Genomic DNA, 18,222 nt, shown 5'->3' on the forward strand with positions numbered 1-18,222 from the left:
CGGGAGGGTGGAAAGGACGCTCCGGCCTTCAGGCGGGGGCGAGTCACCGCCGCCCCTGCCGCGGGCGGCATCGCCGCCTCGCCGATTGGCTCACGGCAGGATGGAAAATCGCGCGCCCCGGGAACCCTTTTTCCCGGGGCGCGGTCTATTGTGCAGCGCACAACCCATGGGTGCCCACTCCGTCCCCGGCGCCGCTAAACCAGCGATTTCAAAGCTTTTGCGGCGCCCGCCCGGGGCCACGCCGCAAACCTACATTTAGTCAAGTTCTTGCCATCACCTACTAGATATAGTAGTTTTCAGGGCATCCGCTCGCTGTACAGAACAACCTATTACCTTTCGCATACCCAGCAGTTTTTCAATAATTCGAACAGGATGAGACCATGAGCACTGTCGCCAAGCAGCTGTCGCTGTCGAACGTCCCCGATGCACCGGAAGTCGGTCCGTTGCCGGAACAGGAAATCTCCGTCGAGGTTCTCGTCGAGAAATACGCCAAGGGCAAGGAAACCAACGTCCACGACGTGCGCCGCCGCGTCGCCGCCGCCCTCGCCGCCGCCGAGGAAGAGAAGAACCGCGCGCACTGGGAAGCCAAGTTCCTGTGGGCGCAGGAAAACGGCTTCGTCCCGGCCGGCCGCATCAACTCCGCCGCCGGCACCGACCTCGCGGCGACGCTGATCAACTGCTTCGTGCAGCCGGTCGGCGACTCGATCGTCGAGACCGTCGACGGCAAGCCCGGCATCTACACCGCGCTCGCCCAGGCCGCCGAGACCATGCGCCGCGGCGGCGGCGTCGGCTACGACTTCTCGTCGATCCGCCCGGTCGGCGCGCTGGTCAAGGGCACGCACTCGCGCGCCTCCGGCCCGGTCTCCTACATGCGCGTCTTCGACCGCTCGTGCGAGACCGTGGAATCCGCCGGCGCCCGCCGCGGTGCGCAGATGGGCGTGCTGCGCTGCGACCACCCGGACATCGAGGACTTCATCCACGCCAAGGACCACGGCGACCTGACCAACTTCAACATCTCGATCGGCGTCAGCGACGCCTTCATGCAGGCCGTCGAGGCCGACGCCGACGTCGAGCTGACGCACCGCGCCGAGCCGAACGTCGACATGAAGGCCAACGGCGCCTACCAGCGCGAGGACGGCCTGTGGGTCTACCGCAAGGTGCCGGCGCGCGACCTGTGGGATCAGGTGATGAAGTCCACCTACGACCATGCCGAGCCGGGGATCCTGTTCCTCGACCGCATGAACAAGGACAACAACCTCAACTACTGCGAGCTGATCGAGGCCACCAACCCGTGCGCCGAGCAGCCGCTGCCGCCCTACGGCTGCTGCTGCCTGGGCTCGATCAACCTGACCCTGTTCGTCAAGCACGCCTTCACCGACCTCGCCGAATTCGACTTCGACGCCTTCGGCGAAGTGGTCAAGGTCTCGGTGCGCATGCTCGACAACGTACTCGACGTCACCGCCTGGCCGCTCGAGCGGCAGAAGGAAGAGGCCGCCAACAAGCGCCGCGTCGGCCTCGGCTTCACCGGGCTGGGCGATGCGCTGGCGATGCTGCGCCTGCGCTACGACCGCCCCGAAGCGCGCGCGATGGCCGCGCGCATCTCCGAGTACATGCGCGACATCGCCTACCTGGCTTCGGTCGACCTGGCCAAGGAGCGCGGCCCCTTCCCGCTGTTCAACGCCGAGCTCTACCTGTCCGGCGGCAACTTCGCGTCGCGCCTGCCGGCCGACGTCAAGAACGACATCCGCAAGCACGGCCTGCGCAATTCGCACCTCTTGTCGATCGCGCCCACCGGCACCATCTCGCTGGCCTTCGCCGACAACGCCTCGAATGGCATCGAGCCGCCCTTCTCGTGGACCTACAACCGCAAGAAGCGCATGCAAGACGGCACGCTCAAGGAATACTCGGTCGAGGACTACGCGTGGCGCCTGTACAAGCACCTCGGCGGCGACGTCGAGAAGCTGCCCGACTACTTCGTCACCGCGCTCGAGATCTCGGCGCAGGCGCACGAGGAGATGGTCGCCGCGGTCGCCCCGTACATCGACACCTCGATCTCGAAGACGGTGAACGTGCCGGCCGACTATCCCTACGAGGATTTCCAGGACCTCTACCTGGCGGCCTGGAAGTCGGGCCTGAAGGGGCTGGCCACCTACCGTCCGAACAGCGTGCTCGGCGCCGTGCTCTCGGTGGAATCTGCCAGCAGCGCGGCCAAGACCGAGCAGCAGGATGCCAAGGCGCCGCAGGACTTCGTCACCGGCGACGCCAACCGCCGCCTGTCGATCAAGAACCTGCCGGCGCCGGTGCTCTCGTCGCTGCGCTGGCCGGGCCGGCCGAACCTGCCGGAAGGCAACCTGGCCTGGACCTACATGATCGACCACCCGCAGGGCAAGTTCGCGCTGTTCGTCGGCCATGTCGAGCAGGAAGGCAAGAACTGGCCGTTCGAGGTCTGGGTCAATGGCCCGGCGCAGCCGCGCGGCCTTGGCGCCGTCGCCAAGACGCTGTCGATGGACATGCGCGCCAACGACCGCGCCTGGCTCGAACTGAAGCTCGAATCGCTGGCCAAGACCCCGGAAGGCGAAGGCTTCGTCATGGCCTTCCCGCCGCACGGCGAGCAGAAGCAGATGCCGGGCGCCGTCGCCGCGATGGCGCAGCTGATCCACTACCGCGTCGAGCAGATCGGCGGCTTCAAGCAGGAAGGCCCGACGCCGGTGCTCGATGCGCTGTTCAGCCTGAAGGAGCCGAAAACCGGCACCGACGGCACGCTGTCGTGGACCGTCGACGTCTTCAACCCGGCCACCGGCGAAGACTTCGTGCTCGGCCTGAAGGAGATCATGCTGCCGGACGGCGTCACCCGCCCGTACTCGGTCTGGCTCTCCGGCAACTACCCGCGCGCGCTCGACGGACTGACCAAGCTCTTGTCGCTCGACATGCGCGTCGTCGACCCGGCCTGGATCGGCATGAAGCTCAGGAAGCTGCTCGACTACCCGGAGCCGCTCGGCGACTTCATGGCCTTCGTTCCGGGCACGCGCAAGCAGGCCAACTACCCGTCGACGGTGGCCTACCTGGCGAACCTGATCATCCACCGCTACGCGATGCTCGGCATCCTCGACGAGAACGGCTACCCGGTGCAGCAGATGGGCATCCTGCAGGCGCCCGAGGAGCCGTCGAACAGCGTCCGCCCGACGCAGGGCAAGCTGTGCAGCGAGTGCGGCAACACCACGGTGATCCGCAAGGACGGCTGCGATTTCTGCACCGCCTGCGGCGCAGTCGGCACCTGCGGTTAAACCACAGGCATATCAGGGTTATACTGGCGGGGTGCCCGGAAGGGCGCCCCGCTTGCTTTTCCGCGAACCGCCGGGAAAGCAAGCGGCACCAACAACAAGAACGCTACCAACCGGGAGGGGGCTACCGCCATGAGCCATCTTGCTCATATCGTCTGGACACGGCTGACCGGGCTGATGCCCGGCGAGCTGAACCGTTCCGAACTCGTCTGGCTGCTCTCGCCGCACGCCCATTTCTCGCTGCTGGCGCGGCGCCGCGCGACGATGATCGTCAACCGGGTGCGCCTGTTCGCCTTCCTCTTCGCGGTGCTGACGCCACTGTGGGCGATCATCGACTACTTCGTCTTTCCCTACCCGCTGTGGTTCTCGCTCGCCGCGCTGCGCCTCTCGGCGAGCTTCGCCTTCGCGCTGGTCGTCGTCGGCTACCGCCCTTCCGGCAGCCTGCCCGACGCCTACCGGGCGATGGCGCTGCTCTTCGCGATCCCGACGGTGTTCTATGTCGCCTCGCACCAGCTGCTGGCCGGGCACCAACTGGCCGGGCTGTCGGCGGCGATCGCCACCGGCTACGCCTTCCTGCCCTTCGTGCTGCTCGCCGGCCTGGCGATCTTCCCGCTGACCTTCCTCGAGAACCTGCTGATCGCCAGCCCCATCCTGTTCGCGCAGGCGCTGTCCGGCTACATGCGCTGGTCGACGCTGGACTGGCCGTCGTTCGCCGGCGCCTTCTGGCTGCTGACGTTGATCACCGGCGTCTCCAACCTGGCCGGAATGAGCCAGCTCGCCTTCATGATCGCGCTCGTCCGGCAAGCGATCCGCGACCCGCTGACCGGCTGCTTCTCCCGGCGCAGCGGCGAGGAAACGATGGAAATGCAGTTCACGCTGGCACGGCGCAGCAACGCGCCGCTGACGGTCGCCTTCATCGACCTCGACCACTTCAAGAGCGTGAACGACGGCTTCGGCCACGAGGCCGGCGACCGAGTGCTGACCGAGGCGGCGACGCGGATCACCAACAACCTGCGCCGCGGCGACATGCTGGTGCGCTGGGGCGGCGAGGAGTTCGTGCTGGTGCTGCCGAACACCGACCTGCATCGCGCGCGCGACGTGCTCGCCCGGCTGCGTCACCGCGGCTTCGGCAAGCGCCCGGACGGCGCGCCGGTCACCGCCAGCATCGGCCTCGCCGAGCGCCGCCAGGAAGCGGCGGAGGACTGGCAGCAGTTGGTCGAGGTCGCCGACCGCCGCATGTACCACGCCAAGACCGGCGGCCGTGACCGCATCGTGCACGCCGACCCCGAAGAATCCCGCGCGGCAGCCGCCTGAGGCGGCCCCCGCGCGCCGCGCCCCGCTCAGTCCCAGTCGCCGGCGACGATCTTTTCCGCCCAGAACAGCGCGGTGACCGTCTTGGCGTCGGTGATGCGGCCGTCGCGCACAGCGGCCGTCGCCTCGGCCAGCGACAGCGTCAGCACGTCGAGGAACTCGTTGTGGTCGAGCGACGGCTCGGCGACCTTGCGCAGGCCGCGCGCGAGGAAGATCTCGATGCGCTCGTCGGAATAGCCGATGCACGGGTGCATGACGCCGAGGTGGCGCCAATCGCCGGCCTCGTAGCCAGTCTCCTCGAGCAGTTCGCGGCGCGCCGTCGCCAGGATGTCCTCGCCGGCGTCGATCTTGCCTGCCGGCAGTTCGAGGAAGTCGCGTTGCAGCGGGTAGCGGAACTGGTTCTCGAACAGCAGGCGGCCGTCGTCGAGCAGCGGGATGATCACCACCGCCCCGGGATGGACGATGTACTCGCGCACGCTCTCGCCGTCGTTCGGCAGGCGCACGCGATCGCGGCGCACGTCGAGCAGGACGCCCTTGAACACCTGGGCGCTTTCGATCCGTTCCTCATGCAGATGCGACATCGGCCTCACTCCTGAAACGACGAGGCCCGCATGACGCGGGCCCCGGGGATTGCGGCAGGCGGCTTTGCGCTCAGCGCAGCGAATAGAGCAGCGTGTAGGCGCACAGCGACATCAGCGCCTGCGGGAAGACGCCGAGCACGGCGACGGCGAGGCCGTTGGCCGACATCAGCGCCTTGATACCGAACGGCGCCTCGATCGGCGACGGGTCGGCCGGCGCGTCGAAGTACATCAGCTTGACCACGCGCAGGTAGTAGAAGGCGCCGATCAGCGAGAAGATCACCGCGGCAATCGCCAGCCACATGTAGCCGGCGGCGACGACGGCCTGCAGCACCGAGAACTTGGCGAAGAAGCCGACGAAGAACGGCACGCCCGCCATCGAGAACATCAGCATCATCATGATGCCGGCGAACCACGGGCTGCGCTTGTTGAGGCCCTTGAAGTCGTCGAGCTGGTCGGCTTCGAAGCCGGAGCGCGCCATCAGCAGGATCATGCCGAAGGTGCCGGCGCTGGTCAGCACGTAGGTGACGACATAGAACATCGCCGAGCTGTAGGCGTTCAGCGCGTAGCGGGCGTCGCCGCCGACGACGCCGGTGACCAGGCCGAGCAGCATGAAGCCCATGTGCGAGATCGCCGAGTAGGCCAGCATGCGCTTCAGGTTGGTCTGCGCGATCGCCGCCAGGTTGCCGATCGCCATCGACAGCACCGAGAGGACGATCAGCATCTGCTGCCAGTCCTGCGCCAGCACGAGCATGCCGCTGACCAGCATGCGGATGACGATGGCGAAGGCGGCGAGCTTCGGCGCCGAGCCGATGAACAGCGTGATCGCCGTCGGCGCCCCGTGATAGACGTCCGGGATCCACATGTGGAACGGCACGACGCCGAGCTTGAAGGCGATGCCGGCGACCAGGAAGACGAGGCCCAGCGAGAGCACGGTCTTGTTCGCGGCACCCATCTGCAGGCGCTCGGCGACACCGGTGATTTCCAGCGTGCCGGTGGCGCCGTAGATCATCGACATGCCGTAGAGCAGGAGGCCGGAAGCCAGCGCGCCGAGGACGAAGTACTTCATCGCCGCCTCGGTGGCCTGCACCGAGTCGCGGTTCAGCGCGACCATCGCGTAGAGCGACAGCGACAGCAGTTCGAGACCGAGATAGACGGTCAGGAAGTGGTTCGCCGAGATCATCACCATCATGCCCAGCGTCGCGAACAGCGTCAGCGTGTAGAACTCGCCGCGGGCCTGCGGCGCGCGCTCGAGCATGTAGCCGCGGGAGTAGATGACGACGACGAACACGGTTGCGTAGAGCAGCAGCTTGAGGAAGTCGCCCATCAGGTCGTCGACGAACATGCCGCTGAAGGTATAGACGACTTCCCCGGTGTTGGTGACGAAGGTGATGAAGAAGGCGCCGGCCAGCGTCAGCTGCGTCAGGACGAAGGTGGCGGTGCGCCGCGCGTCCTTGAGGAAGACGTCGAGGACGAGGATGGCGCAGGCCATCGTCAGGAGGAAGATCTCCGCGGCCGCCGGCGCCAGGTCCGGCAGTACGAAATTCATTTCGGAAAGCGTCATGTCGATATCCGGATTATTGAATCTTGGTCACGGCCACGTGGCGCAGCAGATCGTTCACCGAGGCGTGCATCACCTCGGAGAAGGGCAGCGGATGGACGCCCATGTACAGCGTGCCGGCGGCGAGCAGAGAGAGGATCAGGAACTCGCGGGCGTTGATGTCTTCCATCTCTTCGACGTGGTGGTTGCCGACGTTGCCGAAGATCACGCGCTTGTACATCCACAGCGTGTAGGCAGCGCCGACGACCATCGTCGAGGCGGCGAAGAAGGCGACCCAGAAGTTGTACTTGACGGCGCCGAGGATGACCATGAATTCGCCGACGAAGCCGGAGGTCGCCGGCAGGCCGGCGTTGGCCATCGCGAACAGCATGAAGAAGGCGGCGAACTTCGGCATCTTGTTCACGACGCCGCCGTAGTCGGCGATCTGGCGCGAATGGACGCGGTCGTACATGACGCCGATGCAGAAGAACATGGCGCCCGAGACGAAGCCGTGCGAGATCATCTGCACCAGCGCGCCCTCGACACCCATCGCGTTGAACATGAAGAAGCCGAGGGTGACGAAGCCCATGTGCGCCACCGACGAGTAGGCGACCAGCTTCTTCATGTCGGCCTGGACCAGCGCGACGAAGCCGATGTAGACGACGGCGATCAGCGACAGCGCGATGATCAGGCCGGCCAGTTGGTGCGAGGCGTCCGGGGTGATCGGCAGCGAGAAGCGGAGGAAGCCGTAGGCACCGAGCTTCAGCGCAATCGCCGCCAGCACGATCGAGCCGCCGGTCGGGGCCTCGACGTGCGCGTCCGGCAACCAGGTGTGCACCGGCCACATCGGCACCTTGACCGCGAAGGCGACCAGGAAGGCGAGGAAGATCCAGATCTGCGCGCCCAGCGGGATCGGCAGCTGGTGCCAGTCGAGGATCGAGAAGCTGCCGCCGGAATTGATGAACAGGTAGAGCTGGGCGATCAGGAACAGCAGCGAGCCGGCCAGCGTGTAGAGGAAGAACTTGAAGGCCGCGTAGACGCGGTTGGGGCCGCCCCAGATGCCGATGATCAGGTACAGCGGGATCAGCGAGGCCTCGAAGAAGACGTAGAACAGCATGCCGTCGAGGGCGGTGAAGATGCCGTTCATCAGGCCCGACATGATCAGGAAGCCGGCGTTGTACTGCGCCACCTTCTGCTCGATCACCTGCCAGCCGGCGAGCACGACGATCACCGTGATGAAGGCGTTGAGGATCACGAAGAGCATCGAGATACCGTCGACGCCGAGGTGATAGTTGATGTTGAAGCGCGGAATCCAGGGCTTCAGCTCGACGAACTGCATCGCGGCGGTGGTGTAGTCGAAGCCAGTCCACAGCGGTATCGTCACCAGCAGGCCGAGCACGGCACCAACCAGCGAGAGCATGCGGGCCAGCGGCGCGTTGCGGTCGGAGCCGGTCGCCAGGACGACCAGGCCGGCGATGATCGGGACCCAGATCGCGAGGGAAAGAAGGTAGCCAGACATAGTGTTCCCTGATTCGTTCTTGTTAGGCGCGGACGACCCAGAAGGTCAGCAGCATGACCAGGCCGATGATCATCGTGAAGGCGTAGCTGTAAATGTGGCCGGTCTGGAAGAAGCGGACGACGGAGGCGATCCAGCCGACCATCTTCGCCGAACCGTTGACGATGACGCCGTCGATCACGGCGACGTCGCCACCCTTCCACAGGCCGGTACCGAGCTTGCGCGCACCGCCGGCGAAGAACGCCTCGTTGAACTTGTCGAAGTAGTACTTGTTGTCGAGCAGCGTGTAGGCCCACTCGAAGCGCGCCTTGATCGCCGCCGGGATGTCCGGGCGCTTCATGTAGAAGAACCAGGAGACGACGACACCGGCCAGCGCCAGCCAGAACGGCACGGTGACGAAGGCGTGCGCGGCGAGCGCGCCGGCGCCGTTGAAGTGCTCGGCGAGCGCCGCCATCGCCGGATGCGCGGCGGCATCGACGTGGATCACGCCCTTGAAGTAGTCGCCGAAGAGCATCGGCCCGATGCCGATGTAGCCGACGATCACCGACGGCACGGCGAGCGCGATCAGCGGCAGCGTCACCACCCACGGCGACTCGTGCGGCTTCTCGCCGGGGGCCAGGCCATGGTGGTGGTCGGCGGAGACTTCCTCGTCGTCGTGGTCGCCTTCGTGGTCGTGGTGGTCCTTGCCGAAACGCTCCTCGCCGTGGAAGACCAGGAAGTACATGCGGAACGAGTAGAAGGCGGTGACGAAGACGCCGGCGAGCACCGACGCGTAGGCGAAGCCGGCGCCCGGAACGTTCGCGTACTTGACCGCCTCGATGATCATGTCCTTGGAGTAGAAGCCGGCGAACAGCGGCGTGCCGATCAGCGCGAGCGAGCCGATCAGCGACGTGATCCAGGTGATCGGCATGTACTTCCTGAGGCCGCCCATGTTGCGGATGTCCTGGTCGTGGTGCATGCCGATGATCACCGAGCCGGCGGCGAGGAACAGCAGCGCCTTGAAGAAGGCATGCGTCATCAGGTGGAAGATCGCCACCGAGTACGCCGAGGCGCCGAGCGCGACGGTCATATAGCCGAGCTGCGACAGCGTCGAGTAGGCGACGACGCGCTTGATGTCGTTCTGGATGATGCCGAGAAAGCCCATGAACAGCGCGGTGATCGCGCCGATGACGATGACGAAGCCGAGCGCGGTAGTCGACAGCTCGAACAGCGGCGACATGCGGGCGACCATGAAGATGCCGGCGGTCACCATCGTCGCCGCGTGGATCAGCGCCGAGATCGGGGTCGGGCCTTCCATCGAGTCAGGCAGCCAGACGTGCAGCGGCACCTGCGCCGACTTGCCCATGGCGCCGATGAACAGCAGGATACAGGTGACGGTCATCAGCGACCATTCGGCGGCGCCCCACAGGTTGACCGTGGTCTTGGCGAACTGCGGCGCCGCGTCGAACACGGTCTTGTAGTCGAGCGAGCCGAAGTAGGCAAGGATGAAGCCGATGCCGAGGATGAAGCCGAAGTCGCCGACGCGGTTGACCAGGAAGGCCTTCATGTTGGCGAAGATCGCCGTCGGCCGGGTGTACCAGAAGCCGATCAGCAGGTAGGAGACGAGGCCGACCGCTTCCCAGCCGAAGAACAGCTGCATGAAGTTGTTGCTCATCACCAGCATCAGCATCGAGAAGGTGAACAGCGAGATGTAGCTGAAGAAACGGTTGTAGCCGGGATCCTCGTGCATGTAGCCGATGGTGTAGACGTGCACCATCAGCGACACCGAGGTGACGACGATCATCATCGTCGCCGTCAGCGAGTCGATCAGGAAGCCGACCTCGAACTTGTAGTCGCCGGAGGTCAGCCACTGGTAGACCGGGCCGTTGAAGGTATTGCCGGCCATCACGTCCTTGAACACGAGGCAGGAGGCGACGAAGGCGATGGCGACGCCGGCGATGGTCGCCGTGTGCGCCACCCAGCGCGGGATGATGCGGCAGAACAGGCCGGCGATGATCGCGCCGACGAGAGGCGCCAGTGGCACCAGCAGATAGAGGCTCTTCATTTCCATGCTTAACCCTTCAGGCTGTCCAGATCATCCACGTGGATCGTCTGCAGGTTGCGGAACAGGACGACCAGGATGGCGAGGCCGATCGCCGACTCGGCGGCGGCCACGGTGAGGATGAAGAAGACGAACACCTGGCCGGCGAGGTCCCCGAGGTAGTGCGAGAAGGCGACGAAGTTCATGTTCACCGCCAGCAGCATCAGCTCGATCGCCATCAGCAGCACGATCAGGTTCTTCCGGTTGAGGAAGATGCCCACGACGCCGATCGAAAACAGGATCGCGCCGAGGATCAGGAAATGAGAGAGTGTCAGCAAGTTGCCCCCCAATGTTCGTCGTTCAGGGTCGCGTACGCAGGCGCCGCGACCCGGCTCGGATTCGTGTTCGTATTCAATCCCGCTTTTCGGCCGGCATCTGCAGCACGCGCACGCGATCCTTGGCGCGGACGCGGATCTGCTTGGCCGGATCGGTGCTCTTCGTCGCCTTGCGGCCGCGATAGGTGATCGCGATGGCGGCGACGATCGCCACCAGCAGCACCACCGAGGCGAGTTCGAAGGGATAGACGAAATCGGTGTAGATCAGGCGGCCGAGGCTCTTGGTGTTCGACACGCCGGCCGGCACCTGCGGCGCATCGGCTTCGGCGACGGCGAGCGAGTTGGCGCTGAGCACGGCGCCCAGCTCGAAGACCATCACCAGGCCGACGATCAGGCCGAGCGGCAGGTAGCTCCAGAATTTCTCGCGCAGGCGGTCGATGTTGATGTCGAGCATCATGACCACGAACAGGAACAGCACCATCACCGCGCCGACGTAGATCAGCACGATGCCGATCGCCAGGAACTCGGCCTGCAGCAGCGCCCAGACGCCGCCCGCCGAGAAGAAGGCGAGGATCAGGTGCAGCACGGCGACGACCGCGTTGCGCGCGGTGATCACGCGCAGGCTGGCGAAGACCAGGATCGCGGAGAGGAAGTAGAAAACGGCAGTCTTGAATTCCATCGTTCGGTCCCGTTAGCGATATTTCGCGTCGGCTTCGCGGTCGGCGGCGATCTGCGCCTCGTAGCGGTCGCCGTTGGCGAGCAGCATCGCCTTGGTGTAGTAGAGGTCGCCGCGCTTCTCGCCGTGGTACTCGAAAATGCGCGTCTCGACGATCGCGTCGACCGGGCAGGCCTCCTCGCAGAAGCCGCAGAAGATGCACTTGGTCAGGTCGATGTCGTAGCGGGTCGTGCGGCGCGAACCGTCGTCGCGCTGGTCCGACTCGATGGTGATCGCCAGCGCCGGGCAGACGGCCTCGCACAGCTTGCAGGCGATGCAGCGCTCCTCGCCGTTCGGATAGCGGCGCAGCGCATGCAGGCCGCGGAAGCGGAAGCTCTGCGGGGTCTTCTCCTCGGGGTACTGGACGGTGATCTTGCGCGCAAACATGTAGCGCCCGGTCACCGACATGCCCTTGAGCAGCTCCTTCAGGAGCAGGCTGTTGAATACTTCCTTGATCGCACCCATGTCTAAGCCCTTACTTCCAGATGTTCCACGGCGACATCATCCAGACGCCGACGACCGTCAGCCAGACCAGGCAGACCGGGATGAAGACCTTCCAGCCCAGGCGCATCAGCTGGTCGTAGCGATAGCGCGGGAAGGTGGCGCGGAACCAGAGGAACAGCAGCAGGATGAACGACATCTTGGCGAACAGCCACAGCGTCGAATCCGGCAGGAAACCGACCGGCGACAGCCAGCCGCCGAGGAACATGACCGACACCAGCGCCGAGATCAGGATCATGTTCGCGTATTCGGCGAGGAAGAACAGCGCGAAGGCCATGCCCGAGTACTCGGCGTGGAAGCCGGCGACGATTTCCGATTCGCCTTCGGCGAGGTCGAACGGCGCACGGTTGGTCTCGGCGACGCCCGAGATCAGGTAGACGACGAACATCGGCAGCAGCGGCAGCCAGTTCCACGACAGGAAGCCAAGGCCGGCGTTGGCGAACATGCCGCTCTTCTGCGCGTTGACGATGTCGACGAAGTTCAGGCTGTTCGACACCATCAGCACGGTGATCAGCGCGAAGCCCATCGACACTTCGTAGGACACCATCTGCGCCGAGGCGCGTAGCGCGCCGAGGAACGCGTACTTCGAGTTCGACGCCCAGCCGGAGAGGATGATGCCGTAGACGCCCATCGAGGTGATCGCCATCACGTAGAGCAGGCTGGCGTCGATGTTGCCGAGGACCAGCGTGTCGGAGAACGGCATCACCGCCCAGGCGGCGAGCGCCGGCGCGATCGACAGGCCGGGCGCCATCAGGAAGATCCAGGTGTTGGACTTCGTCGGGACGATGATTTCCTTGAGCAGCAGCTTGACACCGTCGGCGATCGGCTGGATCAGGCCCCACGGACCGACGCGGTTCGGGCCGATGCGCACCTGCATCCAGCCGATGATCTTGCGCTCCCAGAACGTCAGGTAGGCGACGGCGAGCATCAGCGGCGCGACGATGGCGACGATCTTGGCCAGCGTCCACACCAGCGGCCACGCCGAACCGAACATGCCCGAGACGTATTGCATCAGCGTATCCATTTACGCACGCTCCACGGTAATCGTGCCGAACAGGTCGCCCAGCCCGGCGGTCGTCGCATGGGCCGCGGCGACGCGCACGCAGCCGGTCGGCACCGTTTCATCGCCCTTCGCGGCGAGCGTCGCCACCCCCGCGCCCTGCTTGACTCGCACCTGCGCGCCGTCGGCGAGGCCGAGGCTGGCCAGCGTCGCGGCGTTCATGCGCGCCACCGGCGCGGCGGCGTCGCGCGTCAGCTGCAGCGCCGGCGCGCGGCGGGCAAGCATGTCGGCAAAATGGATCGGCACGTCGCCGATGCGCTGCAGGCCGGTCTCGCCGTCGCCGAGCGACAGCGCGACATCCTTGATGCCGTTGTCGAGGCCGGAGGCGAACTCGGCGCTGGCCGAGACGACGGTGTCGCGCACCGCTTCGCTGGAGGTGAAATCGAAGCCCGACAGGCCGAGCACGTTGCCGAGCACGCGCAGCACCTTCCAGCCCGGACGCGCCTCGCCGAGCGGGGCGACGACGCCGTTGAAGCGCTGGATGCGGCCCTCGGCGTTGATGAAGGTGCCCGAGGTTTCGGTGAACGGGGCGATCGGCAGCAGCGCATCGGCATAGTCGGCGACGGCGCCGTCCTTGAACGGCGTCAGCACGACGGTCAGCGCCGCCTGCTTGAGCGCAGCGACGGCCAGCTGACCGTTGTGCGCGTCGCGGTCGAGGTCGGCGCCGAGCACGACGTAGGCCTGGCGCGGCTGCGCCAGCATCTCGTAGGCGTTCAGGCCGCCGACGCCCGGCAGGGCACCGGCGACGTAGCCGCCGACGCTGTTCGCCGCTTCGCCGAGGAAGCCGAAGCTGGCACCGGTGAGCTTCGCCAGCTCCTGCGCCAGCGCCTGCAGCACCGCGGCTTGCGGATGCTGCTCGGCGACGTTGCCGAGGAAGATCGCGCGCTTCTCGCCGTCGAGCAGGCTCTGCGCGATCGCGCGGCTGCGTTCGCACGGCTCGACCGCTTCCAGGCCGGCCGGGACTGCGGCGCCCTTGGCCAGCGCGGCGGCCTTGACGATGGCACCGACCGCCAGGGCCAGATCGGCCGGCGAGACGACGACGTTCTGGTACAGCTTGATCAGCTGGTCGTCGCCGCCGACAGTAACGAGGCTGACCTTGGTGTGCTTCTTTGCGACCTGGCGCAGGCGCTGCGCGACCAACGGCTGTTCCTTGCGCAGGAAGCTGCCGATCACCAGCGCGGCGTCGAGGTCCTTGATCTCGGCCAGCTTGAGGCCCAGCCACGGCCGGCCGGCCTGCTTGCCGTCGACCGAGAAGTCGCGGCGGCGCAGACGGAAGTCGATGTTCTTCGAACCGAGGCCGGCGACAACCTTCTTCAGCAGCGCCAGCTCTTCCAGCGTCGAATGCGGCGAGGCCAGTGCGCCGAGGGCGGACGGGCCGTGCTGCTTGACGATGTCGTTGAGGCCGTGGGCGACGTAGTCGAGCGCGACGTTCCATTCGACCTCGCGCAGCTGGCCGTCGACGCGGATCATCGGCTTCGTCAGGCGGGCGTCGCTGTTCAGCGATTCGTACGAGAAGCGGTCCTTGTCGGAAATCCAGCACTCGTTGACCGCCTCGTTCTCGCGCGGCAGCACGCGCATGACGCGGTTGTTCTTGATCTGGACGATCAGGTTGGCGCCGACCGAGTCGTGCGGGCTGACCGACTTGCGGCGCTGCAGCTCCCACGAACGGGCGGAGTAGCGGAACGGCTTCGAGGTCAGTGCGCCGACCGGGCAGAGGTCGATCATGTTGCCCGACAGTTCGGAATCGACCGAGCGGCCGACGAAGGTCTGGATCTCGGAGTGCATGTTGCGGTTGGCCATGCCGAGTTCCATGATGCCGGCGATTTCCTGGCCGAAGCGCACGCAGCGGGTGCAGTGGATGCAGCGGCTCATCTCCTCCATCGAGATCAGCGGGCCGACGTTCTTGTGGAAGACGACGCGCTTCTCTTCCTGGTAGCGCGAAGCGCCGGCGCCGTAGCCGACGGCGAGGTCCTGCAGCTGGCATTCGCCGCCCTGGTCGCAGATCGGGCAGTCGAGCGGGTGGTTGATCAGCAGGAACTCCATCACGCCCTTCTGCGCCTTGACGGCGAGTTCGGAGTGCGTGAACACCTTCATGCCGTTGGTCACCGGCGTCGCGCAGGCGGGCAGCGGTTTCGGCGCCTTCTCGACCTGCACCAGGCACATGCGGCAGTTGGCCGCGATGGAAAGCTTCTTGTGGTAGCAGAAGTGCGGGATGTAGGCCCCGACCTGCTGGGCGGCGTCCATGACGGTGCTGCCGTCGGGGACCTGTACCTGCTTGCCGTCGATTTCGATTTCCAGCATATCCCTACCTTAAGCCTTAGCCGTGAAGAAGCCGCTGCCGGCGCGCTGGACGTCGACAGGAACGAGGCACTTCTTGTGTTCGATGTGGTATTCGAACTCGCTCGCGAAGTGCTTGGTGAAGCTCTGCACCGGCAGCGAGGCGGCATCGCCGAGCGCGCAGATGGTGCGGCCCATGATGTTGTTGAGGACGCCGTTGAGCATGTCCAGGTCTTCCGGACGGCCCTTGCCGTTCTCGATGCGATGCACGATCTTGTACAGCCACGAGGTGCCTTCGCGGCAGGGCGTGCACTGGCCGCAGGATTCCTCGTAGTAGAAGAAGGAGAGACGTTCCAGCGCCCTCACCATGCAGGTCGTCTCGTCCATGACGATGACCGCGCCCGAGCCGAGCATCGAGCCAGCCTTGGCGATGGAATCGTAGTCCATCGTCGTGTCCATCATGATGTCGCCGGGGATCACCGGCGCCGACGAACCGCCCGGGATGCAGGCCTTCAGCTTGCGGCCGCCGCGCATGCCGCCGGCCATCTCGAGCAGCGTCGAGAACGGCGTGCCGAGCGGGATCTCGTAGTTGCCGGGGCGATTGACGTGGCCCGAGATCGAGAACAGCTTGGTGCCGCCGTTGTTCGGCTTGCCGGCTTCCAGGAAGGCCTGGCCGCCCATGTTCAGGATGAACGGGATCGAACCGAAGGTCTCGGTGTTGTTGATCGTCGTCGGCTTGCCGTAGAGGCCGAACGAAGCCGGGAACGGCGGCTTGAAGCGCGGCTGGCCCTTCTTGCCCTCGATCGATTCGAGCAGCGCGGTTTCCTCGCCGCAGATGTAGGCGCCGTAGCCGTGGTGCGCGAAGAGCTCGAAGTTGAAGCCGGAGCCGAGGATGTTCTGGCCGAGGAAGCCGGCGGCGCGGGCCTCGTCGAGCGCCTCCTCGAAGCGCTGGTAGATTTCCCAGACTTCGCCGTGGATGTAGTTGTAGCCGCGGTTGGCGCCCATTGCGTAGGCGGCGATGGCCATGCCCTCGATCACCGAGTGCGGGTTGTAGCGCAGGATGTCGCGGTCCTTGAAGGTGCCCGGCTCGCCCTCGTCCGAGTTGCAGACGACGTACTTGTCGCCGGGGAAGGAGCGCGGCATGAACGACCACTTGAGGCCGGTCGGGAAGCCGGCGCCGCCGCGGCCGCGCAGCACCGAGGTCTTCACCTCGGCGATGACCTGTTCCTGCGGGATCTTCTCATCGAGGATGCGCTTCAGCGCCTTGTAGCCGCCGCGCTTGACGTAGTCGGCGAGACGCCACGCGTTGTCGCCGTCCAGCCCGGCCGTCAGGACCGGGTTGATTGCACCGAGGAGGGCCATTATTCGAGCTCCGCCAGCAATTTGTCGATCTGCTCCGGGTTCATCCACGAGCACATCTTGCGGTTGTTGACGATCATCACCGGCGCATCGCCGCAGGCGCCCATGCACTCGCCCTGCTTCAGCGTGAACTTGCCGTCCGCCGTCGTCTCGTTGTAGCCGATGCCGAGCTTCTTCTTCAGGTACTCGCCGGCATCGACGCCGCCGGTCAGCATGCACGGCAGGTTGGTGCACACGGTCAGCTTGTACTTGCCGACCGGCTGCAGGTCGTACATGTTGTAGAAGGAAGCGACCTCATACGCGGCGATCGGCTCGATGCCGATGTAGCGGGCAACCTCTTCGATGGTTTCGGAGGCGAGCCAGCCCTTTTCTTCCTGGGCGATGGCGAGGCCGGCCATGATCGCCGACTGGCGCTGATCGGCCGGATACTTCGCGAGCTCGCGGTCGATCTTCTTGAGGGATTCGGGAGTCAGCATCAGCGGTCGATCTCACCAAAAACGATATCCTGGGAACCGATGATCGTGACGACGTCGGCGATCATGTGGCCGCGCGCCATCTCGTCCATCGCGGACAGATGCACGTAGCCCGGTGCGCGAATCTTCATGCGGTACGGCTTGTTGGCGCCGTCGGAGATGAAGTAGATGCCGAACTCGCCCTTCGGGTGCTCGACGGCGGCGTAGGCCTCGCCTTCCGGCACGTGGATGCCTTCGGAGAAGAGCTTGAAGTGGTGGATCAGCTCTTCCATGTTCGACTTCATGCTCTCGCGCGGCGGCGGTGCGACCTTGTAGTTGTCGCTGATGACCGGACCCGGGTTCTTGCGCAACCAGTCGATGCACTGCTTGATGATGCGGTTCGACTGGCGCATCTCTTCCATGCGCACCAGGTAGCGGTCGTAGGAGTCGCCGTTGACGCCGACCGGAATGTCGAAATCGAGGCGGTCGTAGACCTCGTACGGCTGCTTCTTGCGCAGGTCCCAGGCGATGCCCGAGCCGCGCAGCATGGCGCCGGAGAAGCCGAGCTGCAGCGCGCGCTCCGGGGTGACGATGCCGATGTCGACCAGGCGCTGCTTCCAGATGCGGTTGTCGGTGAGCAGCGTCTCGTATTCGTCGAGCAGCTTCGGGAAGCGGTTGGTGAAATCCTCGAGGAAGTCGAGCAGCGAGCCGGACCGCGCCTCGTTGAGCGCCTTCACTTCCGCCGGCTTCTTGAACTTGTTCTCGGTGTACTGCGGCATGCTGTCCGGCAGGTCGCGGTAGACGCCGCCCGGACGGTAGTAGGCCGCGTGCATGCGGGCACCGGACACCGCCTCGTAGGCATCGACGAGATCCTCGCGCTCGCGGAAGGCGTAGAGCACCATCGTCATCGCGCCGACGTCGAGCGCGTGGCAGCCGACCCACAGCAGGTGGTTCAGCACGCGCGTGATCTCGTCGAACATCACGCGGATGTACTGGGCGCGCAGCGGCACCTCGAGCTGCAGCAGCTTCTCGACCGCCAGGCAGTAGGCGTGCTCGTTGCACATCATCGACACGTAGTCGAGGCGGTCCATGTACGGCACCGACTGGATCCAGGTGCGCGTCTCGGCCAGCTTCTCGGTGGCACGATGCAGCAGACCGATGTGCGGGTCGGCACGCTGGACGACTTCGCCGTCCAGCTCCAGCACCAAGCGCAGCACGCCGTGCGCGGCCGGGTGCTGCGGGCCGAAGTTCAGGGTGTAATTGTGGATCTCGGGCAT

General features: G+C 65.7%; 14 protein-coding genes. 2 read left to right on the forward strand and 12 right to left on the reverse strand.

What is annotated here, in order from left to right:
- Positions 1-380: 380 nt before the first annotated feature.
- Together IWH25_RS15940 and IWH25_RS15945 are read left to right on the forward strand one after the other, a co-directional pair.
- The gene (locus IWH25_RS15940; RefSeq protein WP_203386748.1) at positions 381-3,284 is read left to right on the forward strand and encodes an adenosylcobalamin-dependent ribonucleoside-diphosphate reductase; all 2,904 of its coding nucleotides are present in this window, start codon (positions 381-383) and stop codon (positions 3,282-3,284) included.
- Between the two features lie 129 nt (positions 3,285-3,413).
- The gene (locus IWH25_RS15945) at positions 3,414-4,595 is read left to right on the forward strand and encodes a GGDEF domain-containing protein (RefSeq protein ID WP_203386749.1); all 1,182 of its coding nucleotides are present in this window, start codon (positions 3,414-3,416) and stop codon (positions 4,593-4,595) included.
- Between the two features lie 26 nt (positions 4,596-4,621).
- Here IWH25_RS15945 and IWH25_RS15950 read toward each other — a convergent pair whose 3' ends face one another.
- The 12 genes from IWH25_RS15950 to IWH25_RS16005 form a co-directional block, all read right to left on the reverse strand.
- Positions 4,622-5,173, reverse strand: a complete 552-nt coding sequence (locus IWH25_RS15950; RefSeq protein WP_203386750.1) for an NUDIX domain-containing protein — start codon at positions 5,171-5,173, stop codon at positions 4,622-4,624.
- A 70-nt stretch (positions 5,174-5,243) separates the two neighbouring features.
- Positions 5,244-6,719: an NADH-quinone oxidoreductase subunit NuoN gene (gene nuoN / locus IWH25_RS15955; RefSeq protein WP_203389283.1), complete on the reverse strand. Its 1,476-nt coding sequence runs from the start codon at positions 6,717-6,719 to the stop codon at positions 5,244-5,246.
- Between the two features lie 28 nt (positions 6,720-6,747).
- Positions 6,748-8,229 (reverse strand): NADH-quinone oxidoreductase subunit M, encoded by a 1,482-nt coding sequence (locus tag IWH25_RS15960; protein ID WP_203386751.1) that lies wholly within the window; start codon positions 8,227-8,229, stop codon positions 6,748-6,750.
- Positions 8,230-8,251: 22 nt separating this feature from the next.
- Complete coding sequence (gene nuoL / locus IWH25_RS15965) at positions 8,252-10,276, reverse strand: NADH-quinone oxidoreductase subunit L (RefSeq protein WP_203386752.1); 2,025 nt, start codon at positions 10,274-10,276, stop codon at positions 8,252-8,254.
- A 2-nt stretch (positions 10,277-10,278) separates the two neighbouring features.
- Positions 10,279-10,584 carry an NADH-quinone oxidoreductase subunit NuoK gene (gene nuoK, locus IWH25_RS15970; RefSeq protein ID WP_203386753.1) on the reverse strand — a complete coding sequence of 102 codons (306 nt, stop codon included), beginning with the start codon at positions 10,582-10,584 and terminating at the stop codon, positions 10,279-10,281.
- 73 nt (positions 10,585-10,657) lie between these two features.
- Complete coding sequence (locus IWH25_RS15975) at positions 10,658-11,260, reverse strand: NADH-quinone oxidoreductase subunit J (protein ID WP_203386754.1); 603 nt, start codon at positions 11,258-11,260, stop codon at positions 10,658-10,660.
- Between the two features lie 12 nt (positions 11,261-11,272).
- On the reverse strand, positions 11,273-11,761 hold the full coding sequence (gene nuoI / locus IWH25_RS15980; RefSeq protein ID WP_203386755.1) for an NADH-quinone oxidoreductase subunit NuoI: 489 nt from the start codon (positions 11,759-11,761) through the stop codon (positions 11,273-11,275).
- A 10-nt stretch (positions 11,762-11,771) separates the two neighbouring features.
- The gene (gene nuoH / locus IWH25_RS15985) at positions 11,772-12,821 is read right to left on the reverse strand and encodes an NADH-quinone oxidoreductase subunit NuoH (RefSeq protein WP_203386756.1); all 1,050 of its coding nucleotides are present in this window, start codon (positions 12,819-12,821) and stop codon (positions 11,772-11,774) included.
- Positions 12,822-15,158, reverse strand: coding sequence for an NADH-quinone oxidoreductase subunit NuoG (gene nuoG / locus IWH25_RS15990; RefSeq protein WP_203386757.1), 2,337 nt, complete (start codon positions 15,156-15,158; stop codon positions 12,822-12,824).
- A 9-nt stretch (positions 15,159-15,167) separates the two neighbouring features.
- A complete protein-coding gene (gene nuoF, locus IWH25_RS15995; RefSeq protein ID WP_203386758.1) occupies positions 15,168-16,496 on the reverse strand; it encodes an NADH-quinone oxidoreductase subunit NuoF in 1,329 nt (442 codons plus the stop codon).
- Positions 16,496-16,969, reverse strand: coding sequence for an NADH-quinone oxidoreductase subunit NuoE (gene nuoE, locus IWH25_RS16000; protein ID WP_203386759.1), 474 nt, complete (start codon positions 16,967-16,969; stop codon positions 16,496-16,498). The genes nuoF and nuoE overlap by 1 nt, the downstream gene beginning before the upstream one ends.
- Entirely contained in the window at positions 16,969-18,222 is a 1,254-nt protein-coding gene (locus IWH25_RS16005) for an NADH-quinone oxidoreductase subunit D (protein ID WP_203386760.1), read from the reverse strand. Before IWH25_RS16005 ends, nuoE begins: the two co-directional genes overlap by 1 nt.

The organism is Azospira restricta, from assembly GCF_016858125.1.
Classification (GTDB): domain Bacteria; phylum Pseudomonadota; class Gammaproteobacteria; order Burkholderiales; family Rhodocyclaceae; genus Proximibacter; species Proximibacter restrictus.